We start from the raw sequence: 19,861 nt of genomic DNA on the forward strand, positions 1-19,861 counted from the left end.
GATACCGTCACACCCAGCGATCGTCGCGTGCCGTACCTGTCGAAAGACAGGGGTGGGGCGGTGGTTTCCGGGATGATGATCCGGAAAAGTTGTGGTCCCGAGCGGCGGGTGGGACAAGCGAACGCGCCGATCTCTCGTAAGGTTTGCGCCGTGGGATCTCTGCGCAATCCGGTCGGGCCGCTTCCCTCCTCCATCTACTGGCGTCGGAGGGTCGTACTGGTGTCTGTGGTCGCCCTGTTGGCGCTGCTGACCACCTGGATCGTGACCATGGGCGGCGGGGGCGGCAAGGACCGCGACAACGAGGCCAACGGCAAGAATCCCGCGTCCTCCATCACGCCCGGCCCGTCGAGTTCGGGTCCGGCCATCAGCCAAGCGCCCGGCGGACGCGACGAGTCGGGCGGCACGGGCTCCGGCGGTTCGTCGTCCGGGTCGGGGGACGGTTCCGGCGACGGCTCCGAGGGCGGTTCCGGCACGGGTTCCGGCGGCGGTTCCGGCTCGGGCGGATCCGGTGGGGCCGGCGGATCGGGCGGCGCCGGTGGTTCCGGCGGTGGTACCACGGTGGGCGGCGTCGGCGTGGGCGACACGCTGCCGGCCGGTTCCACGCTGCCCAACTGCACCGCCAGCGTGGTCAAGTTCAGCCTGCGCAGCCGGCACAACACCTACGACCCCGAGCAGACGCCCACGTTCCTGCTGACCGCGCGGAACATCTCCGGCAGCGACTGCAAGATCGATCTCGGGCCGAAGAACGCGGTGTTCACGATCACCCCGGCGAGCTCCGACGACGCCTACTGGTCCTCCAAGGACTGCCCCAAGGCCGCCGCGCACCAGCTGTACCGGGTGCCCGCGGGCAGCGGCATCACCTACACCGTGAGCTGGGACCGCAAGCCGAGCGTCCCCGAGTGCGCCACGCCTCCGGCGGGCTCGGCCGGGACGGGCACGTACCTGGTGGAAGCGAAGGCTCCGGGCTTTGCGAAGGTACAGACGTCGTTCGTGCTGTCGGCCGACTAGAACCCGGTGGCTCAGACACCCGAGGGCGGTACCCCTTGCCGGGTACCGCCCTCAGGCGTGACAGCCGTGTGTCTCAAAACGTGCGGCTAGACGTACCGCTCCAGGATCGACGACTCCGCCAGTCGCGACAGCCCCTCCCGGACGCTGCGCGCCCGGGCCTCGCCGACGCCGTCCACCGTCTGGAGGTCGTCGACGCTCGCGGCGAGCAGCTTCTGCAGACCGCCGAAGTGCTCGACCAGGCGGTCGATGATCGCGCCGGGGAGCCGGGGCACCTTGGCGAGCAGGCGGAAGCCGCGCGGCGACACCGCCGAGTCCAGCGTCTCGGGCGAACCGGTGTAGCCCAACGCCCGTGCCACCGTGGGCAGTTCGAGAAGCTCGGCGTGGGTGAGGGCGTCCAGCTCGGCCAGCGCCTCGTCGACCGTGCGGGAGCGCTTGGCGGTGGGCTCGGGGACGTAGTCCCGGACGACCAGCTCGCGCTCGGGCTCCACACCGGCGATCAGCTCGTCGAGCTGGAGGGCCAGCAGTCGGCCGTCCGTGCCCAGCTCCACCACGTACTCGGCGATCTCCGTGGCGATGCGGCGCACCATCTCCAGCCGCTGGGCGACCGCCGAGACGTCCCGGACGGTCACCAGGTCCTCGATCTCCAGCGCCGACAGCGTGCCCGCGACCTCGTCGAGGCGGAGCTTGTAGCGCTCCAGGGTGGCCAGGGCCTGGTTGGCGCGGGACAGGATCGCCGCCGAGTCCTCCAGGACGCGGCGCTGGCCGTCCACGTACAGCGCGATCAGCCGCATCGACTGGGAGACCGAGACGACCGGGAAGCCGACCTGCTTGCTGACGCGGTCCGCCGTGCGGTGCCGGGTGCCCGTCTCCTCCGTGGGGATCGTCGGGTCGGGGACCAGCTGCACGCCCGCGCGCAGGATCTTCGACAGGTCCGAGGACAGCACGATGCCGCCGTCCAGCTTGCACAGCTCGCGCAGACGGGTCGCGGTGAACTCGACGTCCAGCACGAAACCGCCGGTGCACAGCGCCTCGACCGTCTTGTCGGAGCCGAGGACGATGAGTCCGCCGGTGTTGCCGCGGAGCACGCGCTCCAGGCCGTCACGCAGGGCGGTTCCGGGCGCCACGGCGCTCAGCGAGGCGCGCATCAGGCCATCGGTACCGGCACTCCCGCCGGACTTTCCGGGAGCTGATGCCCGGTCGTTGGCTGCCACTGCACTCCTCCGGTCGCAGGTTCTGGGGCGCCCCCGTGTCGCACACCTGGTTCGCACGGACGGGCGAGACCAGGGCAAAGTCTACCGGCGACCCTCCTCGTCCCGTGGGGCCTCTCTGCGACGGGACCGGGGGAGGACCCGCAGGGCGTCCCCTATGTCCGCGACTTCCAGAACCTTCATACCCGAGGGGATCTTGCCCGGGTCGCCTGGTACGAGGGCGTGTGTGAAGCCCAGACGGTGGGCTTCGGCCAGTCTGCGCTGCACGCCCGTGACCCTTCTCACCTCGCCCGCGAGGCCGACTTCCCCGATCGCGACGAGGTTCTTGGGGAGAGGTGTGTCACTCGCAGCGCTGGCCAGCGCGAGGGCGACGGCCAGGTCCGCGGCCGGTTCCGAGAGCTTCACACCACCGACCGTCGCGGAGTAGATGTCCCTTTTGCCCAAGGCGCTGATCCGTCCACGCTGTTCCAGCACCGCCAGCATCATCGAGACCCGGGAGGTCTCCAGGCCCGAGGTGGTGCGGCGCGGGGAGGGGATCTGCGAGTCGACCGTGAGCGCCTGGACCTCGGCGACCAGCGGGCGGCGGCCCTCCAGAGTGACGGTCAGGCAGGTGCCCGGGACCGGTTCGGCCCGACGGGTCAGGAAGAGTCCGCTCGGGTCGGTCAGGCCCGTGATGCCCTCGTCGTGCAGCTCGAAGCAGCCGACCTCGTCGGTGGTGCCGTAGCGGTTCTTGACGCCCCGGACGAGCCGGAGGCGGGCGTGCCGGTCGCCCTCGAAGTGCAGGACGACGTCCACCAGGTGTTCCAGCAGGCGCGGGCCCGCGATGGCGCCGTCCTTGGTGACATGGCCCACGAGCAGCGTGGACATGCCGCGCTCCTTGGAGGCCCGGATCAGGGCCCCGGCGACCTCCCGCACCTGGGCCATGCCGCCGGGTGCGCCGTCGATCTCCGGGGAGGCCACCGTCTGCACCGAGTCCATGATCAGCAGCGACGGTTTCACCGCGTCCAAGTGGCCCAGCACCGCCGCCAGATCCGTCTCGGCGGCCAGGTAGAGGTGGTCGTCGATGGCGCCGATGCGGTCGGCGCGCAGCCGGACCTGGCTCGCCGACTCCTCGCCCGTGACATACAGCGTGCGGTGCTCGTCGCTCGCCGACTTGGCCGCCACGTCGAGCAGGAGCGTCGACTTGCCGACGCCGGGCTCGCCCGCGACCAGCACCACCGCGCCGGGCACCAGTCCGCCACCGAGCACGCGGTCCAGCTCGGGCACGCCGGTGGAGCGGGCGGTGGCCTGGCGGCCGTCCACCTGGCCGATGGGCACGGCGGAGGTGGTGACCCGCCCCGGTGTCGTCGTACGGACCGCGGGCGTGCCGTACTCCTCGACCGTCCCCCAGGCCTGGCACTCGGGGCAGCGGCCGAGCCACTTCGCCGTCTGCCAGCCGCACTCCGTGCAGCGGTAGGACGGGCGGTCCTTGGTGGTCTTCGTACGGGCAGCCATGGACGAAACCGTAGCCGCAGGCGCTGACAACGCGGGGACCGACCGGGTCGGCCACCTGCGCGCCAGGGCTCCGCCACCCCGCGCCAGCGGCGGAACCACTGGTTCATGTCCCCATTTGAGGGATCGTTTCACCCGTACGGATTAAATGTGCTCAAGCCGCCGGAAGGTGTCACTCCCGGCCCCCTACGGTCGCCGAATGATGAGCAGTACTCCGGAGATCTCGACCCGCTCGACCCGCACGGCCGGCCCGCACCGGGCGCACCGGGAAGCGCGTGACCGCGGGGCGGCGCGCACGCTGGCGCAGCGGCCGCCCGCGCGCTACGAGCCCTACCTGGACGGCCTGTTCACGTACTGCCTGTCCGTGCTCTGCGACCACGACGCCGCCACCGCCGCCCTGGGCGACGCCCTCGCCCTCGCCGAACGCCGCGGCAAGCACGTACCCGACGCCCCCGCCGACCGCAGGGCGTGGCTGTACGCGCTGGCCCGCTGGGCGTGCCTGCGCAAGCTGGCCGAGGCCAAGCAGAAACGTCAGAGCAGCCACGCGGTGGGCCGCCCGCAGCGCGCCGACCGGCCGGCCGGCCCGGCCGTCTCCGAGGAGGTCCGGGAGCGGCGGCGGCGCGAACTGGCCCTGCTGGCCTGGCCGGAGGCCGCCGGCACCACCCCGGAGCAGCGCGAGGCGCTCGAACTGGCCGTGCGCCACCACCTCGCCGCCCAGGAGGTCGCCGCCGTCCTGGGCATGGACCCGGCCGCCGCCCGCGACCTGCTCGCCTCCGCTGCCTGCGAGGTGGAACGCACGCGTGCGGCCCTGGCCGTGGTCGAGACCGGGGCGTGTCCGAGCGTCGCGCACCTCGTCGGCGACGACCGGCCCGTGCTCGGCACGGCCCTGCGCCGCGAACTCGTCCGGCACGTCGACGACTGCCCGCGCTGCCGCCGCACCGCCGAGCGCGCCATCCCCGGCCGCTGGCCCGGCACGAGCGTCACACCCGCCGAACTGCCCGTCCTGCCGGCCCCGCGCGCGGCCCTGCACGTCGCCATGGCCCACCACCCACGCGCGCGTGGCGCCGGACCCCGCTTCGACCGGCGCGGCTTCCCGATGGATCCCAAGGACCGTGCCGCCCGAAGGGACCGCCTGCGCGCGCGTGCCGTCACCACGACCGTCGTCGCCACCGTCGTGGCCGCCCCCGTGCTCGCCCTGTGGACCACCTACCGGGGCACCCCCGTCGGCGAGGGCCACGACGTCCGCTCCGCCTCCGCACGCGAGGCGGACGACCCGTTCGGCCTGGACGGCGAGATGGCCGGCGGCGGCTACGAGAACACCGGCAACGCGAGCACCAGCCCCGGTCCCCGCTTCGGCAAGAACGGCAAGGCCGACGTCTCCGTGGAGGTCATCGGCGTCGCCGGCGCCGGCAAGAGCGCGGCCGGCCTGGAGGTCACGGCCGGCAACAGCGGCGACACCACCCTCGTCACCCTGAGCGTCACGGGCCCGGCCCCGGTCCGCTGGTCCGCGTCCACGGGAGCGGACTGGCTCTACCTGAGCCAGTCGTCGGGAACGCTCCGGCCCGGCGAGTCGTTGACGATCAAGGTGTACGTCGACCAGCTGCGGGAGCCCTCCGGCCCCTGGCACGCGCAGGTGGCGGTCGCACCGGTGGGCGCCGTCGTCCACATCGAGGGCTTCGGCACCGCGCCCAGCCCCTCCGACCCCGGCCCGCGTCCGGACCCCCGCCCCGGCGGCCCGGGCGACCCGCCTGAGACCCAGCCCGACCCGACGCCCACGACCTCGGCCCCACCGGACCCGGCGCCGACCACCCCGCCCCCGTCACCCGACCCGGACCCCACACCCACACCAACGGACCCGGACCCGGACCCGGACCCGACGGAACCGACGGGCTCGACGCCCCCGCCCTCGGACGGCGGCGACCCGAGCCCGTCCACGTCCTAGACGGCCCTAGCAGCCCCGAAAGTCCTGAAATCCGAAGTGGTCGCGGACCTCAGTCGACCGGATCCGCCGGATGCGGCGCCAGCAACGGCAGCTGCGAGGCCAGCCGCTCCTCGCACAGCTCCACCAGCCGGTCGTAGCCGGCCTTGCCCATCAGCTCGATCAGCTCCGGCCGGTAGGAGACGTACACCGGCTCGCCCGCGCCGTGCGCCGAGGTCGCCGAGGTGCACCACCAGTGCAGGTCGTGGCCGCCCGGCCCCCAGCCGCGGCGGTCGTACTCACCGATCGACACCTGGAGCACACGCGTGTCGTCGGGCCGGTCGATCCACTCGTAGGTCCGCCGCACCGGCAGCTGCCAGCACACGTCCGGCTTGGTCTCCAGCGGCTCGCGGCCCTCCTTCAGGGCGAGGATGTGCAGCGAGCAGCCCGCGCCGCCCGCGAAGCCGGGCCGGTTCTGGAAGATGCACGAGCCCTGGAAGGGACGTGTCTGCCGGTCGCCGTCCTCGTCCTCGGAGATCCAGCCGCCCCGCGTGCCCTCGGCGTGGTGCTGCCAGATGTCCGGCGTGAGCCTCGCCACATGCTCGGCGACCCGCTTCTCGTCGTCCTCGTCGGAGAAGTGGGCACCCAACGTGCAGCACCCGTCGTCCGCGCGGCCGGCCTGGATGCCCTGGCAGCCGCTGCCGAAGATGCAGTTCCAGCGAGAGGTCAGCCATGTCAGATCGCAGCGGAAGACCTGCTCGTCGTCCGCCGGATCAGGAAACTCCACCCAGGCACGGGCGAAGTCGAGGCCCTTCTCGTCGGACCGCGGGACGCTCGGTGATTTGTCGCGCTTCGCCTTTTTCGTCTTTGGCACGGGTCCAGAGTACGGGCCTTGTGCCCGCACCGAGGACGGAGGACGGCACGGCTGGCAGTAGCGTTCCGTACATGAGACTCGGTGTCCTCGACGTGGGATCGAACACGGTGCATCTGCTCGTGGTGGATGCGCACCCCGGCGCGTGCCCGTTGCCCGCGCACTCGCACAAGGCGGAACTACGCCTCGCCCAGCTCCTCGACGACGACGGCGCGATCGGCCCCCAGGGCGTCGACCGGCTGATCTCGGTCGTCCAGGAGTCGCTCCAGGCCGCCGAGGACAAGGGCGTCGAGGACCTCCTGACGTTCGCCACCTCCGCCGTGCGCGAGGCCCGCAACGCCGACGACGTCCTCGCGCGCGTGCGCACCGAGACCGGCGTCGAGCTCCAGGTCCTCACCGGCGAGGAGGAGGCCCGCCTCACCTTCCTCGCCGCCCGCCGCTGGTTCGGCTGGTCGGCAGGGAAACTACTGGTCCTGGACATCGGCGGCGGCTCCCTGGAGATCGCCTACGGCATCGACGAGGAACCCGACGCGGCCGCCTCCCTGCCGCTGGGCGCCGGCCGCCTCACCGCCGGCTGGCTGCCCGGCGACCCGCCCGCCCCCGACGACGTCCGGGCCCTGCGCCGGCACGTCCGGACCGAGATCGCCCGCACGGTCGGCGAGTTCAGCCGCTTCGGCGGGCGCGACCACGTCGTCGCCACGTCCAAGACCTTCAAGCAGCTCGCCCGCATCGCCGGAGCCGCCCGCTCCGCCGAGGGCCTCTACGTCCAGCGCGAACTCAAGCGGGAGTCCCTGGAGGGCTGGGTCCCGAGGCTGGCCGGCATGACGGAGGCGGAACGAGCCGAGCTCCCGGGCGTCTCGGAGGGCAGGGCGGGCCAGCTGCTGGCGGGGGCGCTGGTGGCCGAGGCCGCGATGGACCTCTTCGGCGTGGAGCGCCTGGAAATCTGCCCGTGGGCGCTCAGGGAGGGCGTGATCCTGCGTCGCCTGGATCACATGGAGTCCGTTTAGGGGTCCTTGCACCATGCCCGCCCGTGGCAAACACCACAACGGCGAACAGGCACCCCGCTCCACCCCGACCACACCCCGTAATCTGTCCTGCATGGCAGAGCCAGCCGTAAAGATCCCGGACGCGAAGGTCGCCCTGTCGACGGCCTCGGTCTACCCGGAGTCGACGGCCACGGCCTTCGAGATCGCCGCGCGCCTCGGCTACGACGGAGTCGAGGTCATGGTCTGGACCGACCCCGTCAGCCAGGACATCGAGGCCCTGCGCAGACTCAGCGACTACCACCAGATCCCGGTCCTGGCCGTGCACGCCCCCTGCCTGCTCATCACGCAGCGCGTCTGGTCCACGGACCCCTGGACCAAGCTCCAGCGGGCCCGCGCGGCGGCCGAGAAGCTCGACGCGAGCACCGTCGTCGTCCACCCGCCCTTCCGCTGGCAGCGCCAGTACGCCAGGGACTTCGTCGCGGGCATCTGGCGCATGGCGAACGAGACGGACGTACGGTTCGCCGTCGAGAACATGTACCCCTGGCGCTACCGCGACCGCGAGATGCTCGCGTACGCCCCCGACTGGGACGTGACGAAGGACGACTACCGCCACTTCACGATCGACCTCAGCCACACCGCGACGGCCCGCGCCGACGCGCTGGACATGGTCGACCGGATGGGCGACCGCCTGGGCCACGTCCACCTCGCCGACGGCAGGGGCTCGGCCAAGGACGAGCACCTCGTGCCCGGGCGCGGCACCCAGCCCTGCGCCGAGGTGCTGGAGCGGCTCGCCCTGACCGGCTTCGACGGGCACGTCGTGATCGAGGTCAACACCCGCCGCGCCATGTCGAGCGCGGAGCGCGAGGCCGACCTGGCGGAGGCGCTGGCCTTCACGCGCCTGCACCTGGCCTCGGCGGTGAAGGTGCCGAGGCGATGAACGAGGGCGCCGAGCCGACGACCGAAACGGCGAGACGATGAGCGACCTGCCCCCGGGCGGGCCCCCGGCCGGCACGGGGATCACCGCCCGTCGCCGTGGCCGCCCCCCGCGCACGGAGTCGGCCGACACCCGTGACCGCATCCTGACCGCCGCCCGCGACGAGTTCTCCGAACGCGGCTACGAGAAGACGTCCGTGCGCGGCATCGCCAAGGCGGCCGGGGTCGACTCGGCGCTCGTGCACCACTACTTCGGGAAGAAGGAGCAGGTCTTCGAGGCGGCGATCACCCAGTCCTTCGGACCCGCCCTGCAGGCACCGAAGGCCATCGAGGAGGGCCCGCTCGACGGCGTGGGGGAGCGCCTGGCGCGCTTCTTCTTCGGCATCTGGGAGAACCCGGCCACCCGCACGCCCCTGCTCGCCGTCGTCCGCTCCGCCGTCACCAACGAGACCGCGGCGGCCGTCTTCCGCCGCATCATCGCGACCCAGGTCCTGCGCCGCATCGCCGTACGACTGGACCTGCCGGACGCCGAACTGCGGGCCGAGCTCGCCGCCGCCCAGCTCGTGGGCACCGCGATGCTGCGGTACGTCATCAAGGTCGAGCCGCTGGCCTCGGCGGATCCCGAGCAGATCATCGCGCGGCTGGCACCGGTCGTACAGGGCCACCTCACCGGGCCCTGAACCGCCGTCGGCCGAGATGGGCATCCCGCATTCCGGACACTCCGTCCCGCCCTCTGGATGACCGGCGTACGCTCGGTAGCAGTCAGAAATCTCCGAATCATCTGACGCAGTCTCTGAAGGAGCGAGCGACGATGCCCGAGCTGAGGTCCCGCACAGTCACTCACGGCCGCAACATGGCGGGCGCCCGCGCCCTTATGCGCGCCTCCGGTGTACCGGGTGCGGACATCGGCCGCAAGCCGATCATCGCGGTCGCCAACAGCTTCACGGAGTTCGTGCCCGGCCACACCCACCTCCAGCCGGTCGGCCGGATCGTCAGCGAGGCGATCGTCGAGGCCGGCGGCATCCCGCGCGAGTTCAACACGATCGCCGTCGACGACGGCATCGCCATGGGCCACGGCGGCATGCTCTACAGCCTCCCCTCCCGCGACCTGATCGCGGACAGCGTGGAGTACATGGTCGAGGCCCACTGCGCCGACGCCCTGATCTGCATCTCCAACTGCGACAAGATCACCCCGGGCATGCTCAACGCGGCCCTGCGCCTGAACATCCCGACGGTCTTCGTCTCCGGCGGCCCGATGGAGTCCGGCCGGGCCACCCTGGTCGACGGCACGGTCCGCACGCTCGACCTGGTCGACGCGATCTCCGACGCCGTGAACGACAAGATCTCGGACGAGGACATCCTCCGTATCGAGGAGAACGCCTGTCCGACCTGCGGCTCGTGTTCCGGCATGTTCACCGCCAACTCGATGAACTGCCTCACCGAGGCCATCGGCCTCTCCCTCCCCGGCAACGGCTCGGTGCTGGCCACCCACACGGCCCGCAAACAGCTGTACGTCGACGCGGCCAACACGGTCATGGACATCACCCGCCGCTACTACGAGCAGGACGACGAGACGGTCCTGCCGCGCAACATCGCCACCTTCGCGGCCTTCGAGAACGCGATGGCCCTCGACATCGCGATGGGCGGCTCGACCAACACGATCCTGCACCTGCTGGCAGCGGCCCAGGAGGCCGGCGTCCCCTTCGGCCTGGAGGAGATCGACGCGGTCTCCCGCCGGGTCCCCTGCCTGGCCAAGGTGGCGCCGAACGTCGCCAAGGACCGCACGTACTACATGGAGGACGTGCACCGCGCCGGCGGCATCCCCGCCCTCCTCGGCGAGCTGCACCGCGGGGGCCTGCTCAACGAGGACGTGCATTCGGTCCACAGCCCGTCCCTGGACGACTGGCTGAAGACCTGGGACGTGCGCGGCGGCTCCCCCTCCCCCGAGGCGATCGAGCTGTGGCACGCGGCCCCCGGCTGCGTCCGCTCCGCCGAGGCCTTCTCCCAGTCCGAGCGCTGGGAGGCCCTCGACGAGGACGCCGAGGGCGGCTGCATCCGCTCCGTCGAGCACGCGTACTCCAAGGACGGCGGCCTCGCGGTCCTCAAGGGCAACCTCGCGGTCGACGGCTGCGTGGTGAAGACGGCCGGCGTCGACGAGTCGATCTGGACCTTCGAGGGCCCGGCGGTCGTCTGCGAGTCGCAGGAGGAGGCCGTCGAGAAGATCCTGCTGAAGCAGATCAAGGAGGGCGACGTCGTCGTCATCCGCTACGAGGGCCCCAAGGGCGGCCCCGGCATGCAGGAGATGCTCTACCCGACCTCGTACCTGAAGGGCCGCGGCCTCGGCAAGACCTGCGCCCTGATCACCGACGGCCGCTTCTCCGGCGGCACGTCCGGCCTCTCCATCGGGCACGCCTCGCCCGAGGCGGCCGGCGGCGGCACCATCGCCCTCGTCGAGGACGGCGACCGCATCCGCATCGACATCCCGAACCGCTCCATCGAGCTCCTCGTCGGCGACGCCGAGCTGGCCCGCCGCGAGCAGGCGCTGAACGGCGTGTACGCCCCGAAGAACCGCGACCGCAAGGTCTCGGCGGCGCTGCGGGCCTACGCGGCGATGGCGACCAGCGCGGACAAGGGCGCCGTGCGCGACGTGACGATGCTGGGCTGAGCGCTCCACGCGGCAGGGCCGCCCCCGGTCTCCCGGAGGCGGCCCTGCCGCGTGCGCTTCCCACGCCCTACCAGCCGGACGGATCACGCCCGTTCACGGCGAAGACGGTCCCGTCCGGCGCACCGGCGTAGACGCGGTCGTCCACGAGCAGGGGCTCGGGGAGCGCGGCCGGAACCCGGTCCGACCTGTCGCCCAGTCGCACAGACGTCTCGCCGACGAGCGTCCCGCGCCGCGCGTCGACGGCGAGCAGCCGCCCGTCCGGCACGGTCACGTACACGTACCGGTCGCCCGCGACCGGCGTCGACCCCCGCACGACACCCGTCTCCAGACTCCACCGCTGCCTCCGCGCCTCCAGATCGACGGCGACCAGCGACCCACCCGTCGCCATCAGATGAACGACGCCCCCGCGCACACTCCCCTCCACCTGCTGCAACGGAATACGCAACGGCACCCGCACACTCGCCCGACTCTCCGGGTCGTAGCGGACCACGGCCCGCGCCTCCCCGCGCACGGCGTCGACCGCCACGAACACGACGGCCCCGTCCACAGCCCCGAGAGGCTGCAACGCCCCCTCCAGCCGCGCGTCCCAGCGCACGTCGCCCGTGCCCGGATCCACCGCCGTGACCTTCGTGCCCGACCCGTCGCCCGACACGCTCGCCGCGTACGCCAGCGGATCACCGGGGAACGAGACGAAGTACGGCGCGTCCTGTCCCGGAATCCGATGACGCCACTTCACGTCACCCGAGGCGCTTTCCACGCCGGTGACCGTGCCGTCGGCCGCGGTGAGCAGCAGCATCCCGCCGACGGCCCGCAGCCCTCCGTACCCGGGCAGCTTCTGCCGCCGCTCAACGTCACCCGAGCCGGGGTCGAGCATCGTCACCCGCGGCCCCTGGCCCAGCCCGGCTGGCACCAGCCCACCCGACACGACCGGAGCCCCACTCGGCGGCCCGCTCGCGGCGACCCCGTCCAGAGGATGCCGCCACAGCAGCCGCCCGTCGACAGGATCGAGAGCGAACACCAGCCCGGTCTGCGCACACAGCAGCTTCCCCGCCGCGTACGAACACTGAGGCGTGCCCTTCCCGGACAACGGCGGCGCCTCCCACCCGGTGAACGCGGCCGACGTGGTCCGCGGAGCGACCTCGGGCGCCGGCCCACCACCCCCCAGCAAGCCGACCGACACCAGCGCACCGACGACGGTCAGCCCGATGGCCCCCGCACCGAGAGCCGCCCGCTTACCGAGCCGCACCCTGGACCGGCGCGACGGCTTCTCGCCCTCGGACACACCGGGCGCAGGCCCCCCGCCCTCCTGCTCCGCGGCCGGTGCTTCTTCCTCTTCCTCCGCCGGAGCCTCGTCCACCCGCTGCGCCGGTATGAACGCCTGCGTGTCGTACGAGGCCGCCACCGACCGCAGTTCCCGCATCAACTCGTCGGGGGAGGGCCGGTCCTCGGGCTCCTTGGCGAGACACCGCAGCACGAGCGGCGCCAGCTCTTGGGGTACACCGGCCAGCTCGGGCTCGTCGTGCACGACCTGATAGGCGACGACGTACGGACTGTCGGAGTCGAACGGCCCGCGCCCGGTCGCCGCATGCACCATCACGGACCCGAGGGCGAACACATCGGCGGCGGGCCCCACTTCCCTGGGCCGCCGGAACTGCTCGGGCGCCATGAACGGCGGCGTACCGATCAGCTTCCCGGTCTCGGTCCGCAGTTCGCTGTCCTTTGGCCGGGAAATGCCGAAGTCGATGACCTTCGGTCCGTCCTCGGCGAGCAGGACATTGCTCGGTTTCAGGTCTCGGTGCACCACCCCGACCCGGTGGATGTCACGCAGCGCCTCCGCGAGCCCGGCCATCAACCGACGCAACTGCGCCGGGGCCAAGGGCCCGTTCCGCTTCACCTCCTGGGCCAGCGTCGGGCCCGGAATGAACAGCGTGGCCATCCAGGGCCGTCCGGCCTCGGGATCGGCATCCACGACGGGCGCGGTGAAGGCCCCGCTGACCCGCCGCGCGGCCCCGACCTCCTGCCGGAAACGCCCCCTGAACTCGGGGTCCTCGGCGAACTCCGCGTGCACGACCTTCACGGCGAGCTTCATCCCGGAAGTGCTCCGGGCCAGATGAACGACCCCCATGCCGCCCGAGCCCAGACAGGACTCCAGCCGGTAGTGACCGGCGTACTCAGGAAGTTCCGCTTCCGGGCCCGCTCCGACGTTTCGCTGTGGCGCCATGGGACCACCCCCGTGCTGTTCGTCCGCGCGCGCGACGCACGGAGCCTAGTCGATGACTCGTGCGAGGCAGAGGCGGCTTGCTAGCCTCCGCCGGCGAGTTGCGCACAGGTGTTTGATGGCGTGATTCAGGGGAATCAACGGGATCCCATGGAAACCATGGGGTGCAACGGGGGAGGTTTTTCATGTCAGTCGAGCCTGTCGAAGAGACCGAGCGCGGCACCCACAAGCCCGGCATGCCGCTGGTCACCACACTGGCCGCGGCGGCCACGTACTTCTCGATCGCACCAGGCGTCCGCCTCAACGTCCGCAGCGGTCCCGGCACCGGCTACCCGATCGTCAAGATCCTGCCCGAGGGCTCCCGAGTCCCGATCCACTGCCAGACACCCGGCACCTGGGTCACGGGCCCGTACGGCACGACGAACATCTGGGACAACATCGCGAGCGGCCAGTACGTCTCGGACGCCTACGTGAACACGGGCAGCGACGGCTACATCCGCCCTCGCTGCGGCTGACCTGCGGTAGCCGGGCTGGGCTTCTCGCCGTTGCTCGGAGTTGCCGCTGGGGCGGGGTGGGTGCGCAGCCCGGCGTGGCGGGGTGCCTCCCCCAAGCTCTCGGCTTCGCTCGAGCAGGGGATACCCCCATCGCCCACCCGTGCCGCCCCAGCGGCACGACTGCCCGCAGCGGTTGGCGCGTCAACGGACAGTCAGTCGGTTCGCAACCCCATCGGCCGTTCCGAGGACGGACACTCCCCGGCGCGGCCCCGACTCACCACCACAGCGCAGTCGAAGGCGCGCACCCCCACCACACCCGCACAGGCCGCCGCAGGCACACCCCACCACTCCACCCCCCGAGCCATAATCGACCGGTGAGCGCAGAGAACGGCCCCCTCGGCCCCCACCCCGAGCCAATCCGCTTCTTCGGCACGACCTGGCTGAACCACGACAACGGCTACACAGCCCGCCGCATCGGCGTCGCCATCGGCTCACTCGCCACCGCAGTCGTCTCCTGCCTCGTCCTCCGCCTCGCCTACCAGGGCCTCCAGATCGCCGCGATCGGCAGCTTCGTCACGCTCCTCATGGTCGTGATGTTCGCGATCTGCAGCGCGATGGCCTTCCGCCACACCTGGGGCGGCTTCACCCGCCGCCCCGACCCCGACCGCCAGGCATCCCTCCGCGGCCTCCTGACCATCGGTTTCGTCGGCTCCCTCCTCGCGTACTTCTTCCGCTCCCTCACCGAGGCCCCCGGCGAAAAGCTGCACCGCGAGGAGTACGAGGCAGCCCGCAAGCACCACGAGCAGCGCACGACCCGCCGCTCCGGCAACCCGTCGAAAAAGCGCCGCCGCACATAACCCGCCGGCCTCTCACCGAGATCTCACCACCCCCGCCCCCACCCCCGGCCACCATGGCCGTATGACCACACACCCCTCCACCCCCCACCCCACCGGAGCCGAAACCACCCCCGAATCCCCAACCACCGAACCCCCCACCCCAACGCAGCCCACCCCAACACCCCCCACCCACACCGCCCGCGCCCACTCCTTCAACACCGCCGCAGCCCAATACGCGGCCAACCGCCCCTCCTACCCCCCAGCCCTCTTCGACGCGATAGAAGCCCTGGCCGACCACCCCCTCCCCGGCTCCCGCGTCGCAGACATCGGCGCCGGCACCGGCATAGCGACCGCCCTCCTCCACGCAAGAGGCGCGAACGTCATCGCCGTGGAACCCGGCGACGGCATGGCGGCCCAGTTCCGCAGCACCCTCCCCGGCATCCCGATCATCCGCGGCACCGGCGACGACCTCCCCCTCGCCGACGCCTCCGTCGACCTCGTCACCTACGCCCAGGCCTGGCACTGGACCGAGCCCGCCCGATCCGTCCCGGAGGCCCTCCGCGTCCTGCGCCCCGGCGGCGCCCTCGCCCTCTGGTGGAACACCGACGCCCTCGACGTGCCGTGGATCGCCGCGGCCGCCGCCCGCACAGAGCGCCACTTCGGCATCGACGTCGCGGCCGAGAAGCGGAACGTCGACGCCCGCGCCGCCGACCCCACCGGCTGCCTCGACTTCACCCGCCGCACGGTCCGCTGGAGCCGCCGCGTCCCCGTCGACACCCACCTCGCCAACATCGGCAGCCACTCGGTCTTCCTGGTACACGGCGAGGAACACACCGCGGCCTTCCTGGCCGAGGAACGCGAGCACCTCCGCAAGGCCTTCCCGGACGGCATCGTCGAGGAGGTCTACGAGGTGGTCCTCCTCCTCGCGAAGACCCCCGCTTGACGCACCCCACCCCCAGGAGCATTATTCATCACATGATGAATAATGCTCCCGACCCACCACGCCCCGACACCACTCAGCCCACAGCCATCCACGCCGAGAACCTCACCGTCGCCCGCGGCCCCCGCACGGTCCTGCGCAACCTCCGCTTCACGGTCCCGCGCGGCCAGATCACCGGCCTGCTGGGCCCCTCCGGCTGCGGCAAGTCCACCCTGATGCGCGCCATCGTCGGCACCCAGGCCAAGGCCACCGGCACCCTGGACGTCCTCGGCAGGCCCGCCGGCCACCCCACCCTCCGCACCCGCATCGGCTACGTCACCCAGGCCCCGTCCGTCTACGACGACCTGACGGTCCGCCAGAACCTCGACTACTTCGCCGCGATACTCGACCCCGGCCGACCCGCCGCCGAACGCCGCCACGACAACGTCACCCGCGCGATAGCCGACGTCGACCTCACCACCCACGCCGACTCCCTGGCCGGCAACCTCTCCGGCGGCCAGCGCAGCCGCGTCTCCCTGGCCGTAGCCCTCCTCGGCACCCCCGAACTCCTGGTCCTCGACGAACCGACCGTCGGCCTCGATCCGGTCCTGCGCCGCGACCTGTGGACCCTCTTCCACGACATCGCGGCGAGCCGCGGCGCGACACTCCTCGTCTCCTCCCACGTCATGGACGAGGCAGAACGCTGCCACCGCCTCCTCCTCATGCGCGAAGGCGAACTCCTCGCCGACGACACCCCGGAGGCCCTGCGCACCCGCACCGGCGCGGAGACGGTCGAGGAGGCCTTCCTGCACCTGGTGGACGAGGCAAAGGCGGCAACCCGCACAAAGGAGACGACGCGATGACCCCCACGCCCACGACCACCCCCACCCCACCGCAGGCCCTGAACATCTCCCGAACCACCGCCACAGCAACCCGCGTCCTGCGCCAGCTCGCCCACGACCCCCGCACCATCGCGCTGCTGATCCTCATCCCCTGCGTGATGCTGCTCCTGCTGCGCTACGTCTTCGACGGCAGCCCGCGCACCTTCGACAGCATCGGCGCGTCCCTGCTCGGGATCTTCCCGCTGATCACGATGTTCCTGGTGACCTCCATCGCCACCCTGCGCGAACGCACCTCGGGCACCCTCGAACGCCTCCTCGCCATGCCCCTCGGCAAAGGCGACCTCATCGCCGGCTACGCCCTCGCCTTCGGCACCCTCGCGATCATCCAGTCCGCCCTGGCCACGGGCCTCGCCGTCTGGTTCCTCGGCCTCGACGTCACCGGCAGCCCCTGGCTCCTCCTCCTGGTGGCCCTCCTCGACGCGCTCCTCGGCACGGCCCTCGGCCTCTTCGTCTCGGCCTTCGCGGCCTCGGAATTCCAGGCGGTCCAGTTCATGCCGGCGGTGATCTTCCCCCAGCTTCTCCTCTGCGGCCTGTTCACACCCCGCGACGACATGCACCCGGTCCTGGAGACCATCTCCGACGTCCTCCCCATGTCCTACGCGGTGGACGGCATGAACGAGGTCCTCCGCCACACGGACATGACCACCACGTTCGTACGCGACACCCTGATCGTCGCCGGCTGCGCCCTGCTGGTCCTCGCCCTGGGCGCGGCGACACTGCGACGCAGGACGGCATAGCCCCGGAACCGCCGGTCACGGCCCCCGACATCCCGCCCAGCGGACACCCGAACACCCGAGTCCTCCCCGGTGCGAGGATGTACTCCGGACGACGCACCCCCGGAGGCACCCCGCGCCATGACCCAGAAAGTCGCAGTCCTCGGCACCGGCAAGATCGGCGAAGCCCTGCTCAGCGGAATGATCCGAGCCGGCTGGACCCCGGCCGACCTCCTGGTCACCGCCCGCCGCCAGGAACGAGCCGAAGAACTCCGCACCCGCTACGGCGTCACCCCGGTCACCAACCCGGAAGCCGCGAAGATCGCCGACACCCTGATCCTCACGGTCAAACCGCAGGACATGGGCACCCTCCTCGACGAACTCGCCCCCCACGTCCCCGCCGACCGCCTGGTCGTCAGCGGCGCCGCCGGCATCCCCACCGCGTACTTCGAGGAACGCCTCGCCCCCGGCACCCCGGTCGTCCGCGTCATGACGAACACCCCCGCCCTGGTCGACGAGGCGATGTCCGTCATCTCCGCCGGCACCCACGCCACCGCCGACCACCTCGCCCACACCGAGGAGATCTTCGGCGCCGTCGGCAAGACGCTCCGCGTCCCCGAGTCCCAGCAGGACGCCTGCACGGCCCTCTCCGGCTCCGGCCCGGCCTACTTCTTCTACCTGGTCGAAGCCATGACCGACGCCGGCATCCTCCTCGGCCTGCCCCGCGACAAGGCCCACGACCTGATCGTCCAGTCCGCGATCGGCGCCGCGACGATGCTCCGCGACAGTGGCGAACACCCCGTCAAGCTCCGCGAGAACGTCACGTCCCCCGCCGGCACGACGATCAACGCAATCCGCGAACTCGAGAACCACGGCGTACGAGCCGCCCTCATCGCCGCCCTCGAAGCCGCCCGCGACCGCAGCCGCGCCCTGGCCTCCGGCAACAACAGCTGAGCGCCGCGGGCGTCGGGGGCGCCCCCCCCGACGCCCGCACCACCTCACACCCTCAGCGCGGCCCCACCCGCGTCCGCCGCCTCCGGCACGGCCGGCAGCAACCCGATCGCACGATAAGCGGCATCCACGGTCGGCCGAGCCATCCCCCGAGCCCGCTCCGCACCGTCACGCAGCACCCGCTCCACCTGACCGGGATCCGCACACAACTCCTTGTGCCGCTCCTGCACCGGCCTGAGCACCTCCACCACGGCCTCCGCGGTGTCCTTCTTCAAGGCCCCGTACGACGTATACGCCCCGCTCAGCTCCTCAGGACTCCCACCCGAGCACGCGGCGAGGATCTCCAGCAGATTCGCGAGCCCCGGCCGGGCCTCCCGGTCGTACACGACCTCCCGCCCGCTGTCGGTCACGGCCCGCATGACCTTCTTCCGCACCACGTCCGGCTCGTCCAGCAGATAGACGATCCCCGGCCCGACGTCGTCGCTCTTGCCCATCTTCGACGTCGGATCCTGCAAGTTCATCACCCGCGCCGCGACCCCGGGACGCGTGGCCCGTGGCACCACGAACGTATGCCCGTACCGCTGGTTGAACCGCACCGCCAGATCCCGCGTGAGCTCCACATGCTGCACCTGGTCGTCCCCGACCGGCACCTCGTCGGCCCCGTACGCCAGGATGTCCGCCGCCATCAGCACGGGATACGTCAACAGCGACAGCCGCACGCTCCCGCCCCGACGCTGCTCCCGCGCGGCCTTCTCCTTGTACTGGATCATCCGCCGCATCTCACCGTCGGTGGCCACGCACTCCAGCACGTACGACAGCCGGGCGTGCTCGTCCACATGACTCTGCACGAACAGCGTGCAGAGCTCCGGATCCAGCCCGGACGCCAGCAACAAGGTCGCCGCCTGCCGGCTCAGCCTGCGCACCCGCGCGGGATCGTGGTCCACCGTCAGCGCGTGCAGATCGACGACGCAGAACAAGGCGTCGGCCTCGTACTGGTCGACGGCAGCCCACCGCCGCATGGCTCCCAGGTAGTTCCCCAGCGTCAGATGTCCCGTCGGCTTGACCCCGCTGAAGACCCGTGTCATCTCTCCTCCACCTCCTGGCCGGGACCATCGCCCCGGCGGCCGCCCCTCGGTGGTCTGGAGGGAGAAACAAGAACGGCCGCCGAAGCGGCGGCCGTTGAGTGCATACGTGAAGACGGCCGCCGTCAGGCGGCCCACCACAGCTGGGTACACGTACGCGTCGTCATGCACCTCAGACTACGCCCCCGGAGTGCCGTCCGCCCTTGAGTTGACACGCCCAGACCCGATCCGTAGTGTTCTCCGAGTTGTCCGACGTGAGCGCCGACTCCGGTCGGTCCCCGGACAGCCACTCCGCAGGTACCAACCACTACTCGACGCAGTAGCTCTGTTGTCGTTTCATTGGCATGCGTATTTGCGGAATGAGGAATCCCCGTCCGAAAGGACGCGGCCCCCGATTGGCTCGGGAGCCAGGGAATCCGCTAAAGTCTCACTCGTCGGAACGGCCCAACAGCCGCGAAGGCAAACCCTGCTGACAGGGAATCGGAGCCGAAAGGGTCTGATAGAGTCAGAACCGCCGGAAAGGGAAACGCGGAAGCGGGAACCTGGAAAGCACCGAGAAAATCGGATCGAGAAAAGATCTGATAGAGTCGGAAACGCAAGACCGAAGGGAAGCGCCCGGAGGAAAGCCCGAGAGGGTGAGTACAAAGGAAGCGACCGTTCCTTGAG

17 protein-coding genes are annotated in these 19,861 nt (G+C 71.4%); 12 read left to right on the forward strand and 5 right to left on the reverse strand.

Annotated features, from left to right (window positions below):
* The first annotated feature begins 150 nt into the window (after positions 1-150).
* Positions 151-1,008: a hypothetical protein gene (locus ACIBNA_RS24715; RefSeq protein ID WP_399167302.1), complete on the forward strand. Its 858-nt coding sequence runs from the start codon at positions 151-153 to the stop codon at positions 1,006-1,008.
* Between the two features lie 86 nt (positions 1,009-1,094).
* On the opposite strand, the gene disA is transcribed toward ACIBNA_RS24715, so the two are convergent.
* Both disA and radA read right to left on the reverse strand, forming a co-directional pair.
* Positions 1,095-2,219: a DNA integrity scanning diadenylate cyclase DisA gene (gene disA / locus ACIBNA_RS24720; RefSeq protein ID WP_029181796.1), complete on the reverse strand. Its 1,125-nt coding sequence runs from the start codon at positions 2,217-2,219 to the stop codon at positions 1,095-1,097.
* Between the two features lie 81 nt (positions 2,220-2,300).
* Complete coding sequence (gene radA, locus ACIBNA_RS24725) at positions 2,301-3,710, reverse strand: DNA repair protein RadA (RefSeq protein WP_274818156.1); 1,410 nt, start codon at positions 3,708-3,710, stop codon at positions 2,301-2,303.
* A gap of 196 nt (positions 3,711-3,906) precedes the next feature.
* Between radA and ACIBNA_RS24730 the strand changes: the two genes are divergently transcribed.
* Complete coding sequence (locus ACIBNA_RS24730; RefSeq protein WP_399167303.1) at positions 3,907-5,649, forward strand: hypothetical protein; 1,743 nt, start codon at positions 3,907-3,909, stop codon at positions 5,647-5,649.
* A 49-nt stretch (positions 5,650-5,698) separates the two neighbouring features.
* Here the strand turns inward: ACIBNA_RS24730 and ACIBNA_RS24735 are convergent, their stop codons facing one another.
* Positions 5,699-6,499 carry a hypothetical protein gene (locus ACIBNA_RS24735; protein WP_399167304.1) on the reverse strand — a complete coding sequence of 267 codons (801 nt, stop codon included), beginning with the start codon at positions 6,497-6,499 and terminating at the stop codon, positions 5,699-5,701.
* 71 nt (positions 6,500-6,570) lie between these two features.
* On the opposite strand from ACIBNA_RS24735, the gene ACIBNA_RS24740 reads away from it, so the two are divergent.
* The 4 genes from ACIBNA_RS24740 to ilvD all read left to right on the forward strand — a co-directional run bounded on the left by ACIBNA_RS24740 (position 6,571) and on the right by ilvD (position 11,080).
* Positions 6,571-7,503, forward strand: coding sequence for a Ppx/GppA phosphatase family protein (locus ACIBNA_RS24740; protein ID WP_274818159.1), 933 nt, complete (start codon positions 6,571-6,573; stop codon positions 7,501-7,503).
* 91 nt (positions 7,504-7,594) lie between these two features.
* Entirely contained in the window at positions 7,595-8,419 is an 825-nt protein-coding gene (locus ACIBNA_RS24745) for a sugar phosphate isomerase/epimerase (RefSeq protein ID WP_189725897.1), read from the forward strand.
* Between the two features lie 37 nt (positions 8,420-8,456).
* Complete coding sequence (locus ACIBNA_RS24750; protein ID WP_399167305.1) at positions 8,457-9,095, forward strand: TetR family transcriptional regulator; 639 nt, start codon at positions 8,457-8,459, stop codon at positions 9,093-9,095.
* Between the two features lie 131 nt (positions 9,096-9,226).
* A complete protein-coding gene (gene ilvD, locus ACIBNA_RS24755; RefSeq protein ID WP_399167306.1) occupies positions 9,227-11,080 on the forward strand; it encodes a dihydroxy-acid dehydratase in 1,854 nt (617 codons plus the stop codon).
* Positions 11,081-11,147: 67 nt separating this feature from the next.
* Here ilvD and ACIBNA_RS24760 read toward each other — a convergent pair whose 3' ends face one another.
* On the reverse strand, positions 11,148-13,301 hold the full coding sequence (locus ACIBNA_RS24760; RefSeq protein ID WP_399167307.1) for a serine/threonine-protein kinase: 2,154 nt from the start codon (positions 13,299-13,301) through the stop codon (positions 11,148-11,150).
* A 182-nt stretch (positions 13,302-13,483) separates the two neighbouring features.
* Between ACIBNA_RS24760 and ACIBNA_RS24765 the strand changes: the two genes are divergently transcribed.
* The 6 genes from ACIBNA_RS24765 (at position 13,484) to proC (ending at position 18,116) form a co-directional block, all read left to right on the forward strand.
* Positions 13,484-13,813 carry an SH3 domain-containing protein gene (locus ACIBNA_RS24765; RefSeq protein WP_399167308.1) on the forward strand — a complete coding sequence of 110 codons (330 nt, stop codon included), beginning with the start codon at positions 13,484-13,486 and terminating at the stop codon, positions 13,811-13,813.
* Positions 13,814-14,166: 353 nt separating this feature from the next.
* A complete protein-coding gene (locus tag ACIBNA_RS24770; protein ID WP_399167309.1) occupies positions 14,167-14,649 on the forward strand; it encodes an EamA/RhaT family transporter in 483 nt (160 codons plus the stop codon).
* Positions 14,650-14,710: 61 nt separating this feature from the next.
* Positions 14,711-15,571, forward strand: coding sequence for a class I SAM-dependent methyltransferase (locus ACIBNA_RS24775; RefSeq protein WP_399167310.1), 861 nt, complete (start codon positions 14,711-14,713; stop codon positions 15,569-15,571).
* 32 nt (positions 15,572-15,603) lie between these two features.
* Complete coding sequence (locus ACIBNA_RS24780; protein WP_399167311.1) at positions 15,604-16,410, forward strand: ABC transporter ATP-binding protein; 807 nt, start codon at positions 15,604-15,606, stop codon at positions 16,408-16,410.
* Positions 16,407-17,186: an ABC transporter permease gene (locus ACIBNA_RS24785; protein WP_399167312.1), complete on the forward strand. Its 780-nt coding sequence runs from the start codon at positions 16,407-16,409 to the stop codon at positions 17,184-17,186. The genes ACIBNA_RS24780 and ACIBNA_RS24785 overlap by 4 nt, the downstream gene beginning before the upstream one ends.
* Positions 17,187-17,303: 117 nt before the next feature.
* The gene (gene proC, locus ACIBNA_RS24790) at positions 17,304-18,116 is read left to right on the forward strand and encodes a pyrroline-5-carboxylate reductase (RefSeq protein WP_399167313.1); all 813 of its coding nucleotides are present in this window, start codon (positions 17,304-17,306) and stop codon (positions 18,114-18,116) included.
* Between the two features lie 44 nt (positions 18,117-18,160).
* Here proC and trpS read toward each other — a convergent pair whose 3' ends face one another.
* A complete protein-coding gene (trpS, locus tag ACIBNA_RS24795) occupies positions 18,161-19,198 on the reverse strand; it encodes a tryptophan--tRNA ligase (protein ID WP_399167314.1) in 1,038 nt (345 codons plus the stop codon).
* Positions 19,199-19,861 lie beyond the last annotated feature (663 nt).

Origin of the sequence: Streptomyces sp. NPDC050164, assembly GCF_044459945.1 — a bacterium.
Classification (GTDB): Bacteria; Actinomycetota; Actinomycetes; order Streptomycetales; family Streptomycetaceae; genus Streptomyces; species Streptomyces coeruleorubidus_A.

Bases quoted from the DNA above. Each gene is read 5' to 3' on its own strand.
- radA (WP_274818156.1), bottom strand. From the start codon at position 3,710: ATGGCTGCCCGTACGAAGACCACCAAGGACCGCCCGTCCTACCGCTGC.
- ACIBNA_RS24730 (WP_399167303.1), top strand. From the start codon at position 3,907: ATGATGAGCAGTACTCCGGAGATCTCGACCCGCTCGACCCGCACGGCC.
- ACIBNA_RS24740 (WP_274818159.1), top strand. From the start codon at position 6,571: ATGAGACTCGGTGTCCTCGACGTGGGATCGAACACGGTGCATCTGCTC.
- ACIBNA_RS24745 (WP_189725897.1), top strand. From the start codon at position 7,595: ATGGCAGAGCCAGCCGTAAAGATCCCGGACGCGAAGGTCGCCCTGTCG.
- ACIBNA_RS24750 (WP_399167305.1), top strand. From the start codon at position 8,457: ATGAGCGACCTGCCCCCGGGCGGGCCCCCGGCCGGCACGGGGATCACC.
- ilvD (WP_399167306.1), top strand. From the start codon at position 9,227: ATGCCCGAGCTGAGGTCCCGCACAGTCACTCACGGCCGCAACATGGCG.
- ACIBNA_RS24760 (WP_399167307.1), bottom strand. From the start codon at position 13,301: ATGGCGCCACAGCGAAACGTCGGAGCGGGCCCGGAAGCGGAACTTCCT.
- ACIBNA_RS24765 (WP_399167308.1), top strand. From the start codon at position 13,484: ATGTCAGTCGAGCCTGTCGAAGAGACCGAGCGCGGCACCCACAAGCCC.
- ACIBNA_RS24775 (WP_399167310.1), top strand. From the start codon at position 14,711: ATGACCACACACCCCTCCACCCCCCACCCCACCGGAGCCGAAACCACC.
- ACIBNA_RS24780 (WP_399167311.1), top strand. From the start codon at position 15,604: ATGATGAATAATGCTCCCGACCCACCACGCCCCGACACCACTCAGCCC.
- ACIBNA_RS24785 (WP_399167312.1), top strand. From the start codon at position 16,407: ATGACCCCCACGCCCACGACCACCCCCACCCCACCGCAGGCCCTGAAC.
- proC (WP_399167313.1), top strand. From the start codon at position 17,304: ATGACCCAGAAAGTCGCAGTCCTCGGCACCGGCAAGATCGGCGAAGCC.
- trpS (WP_399167314.1), bottom strand. From the start codon at position 19,198: ATGACACGGGTCTTCAGCGGGGTCAAGCCGACGGGACATCTGACGCTG.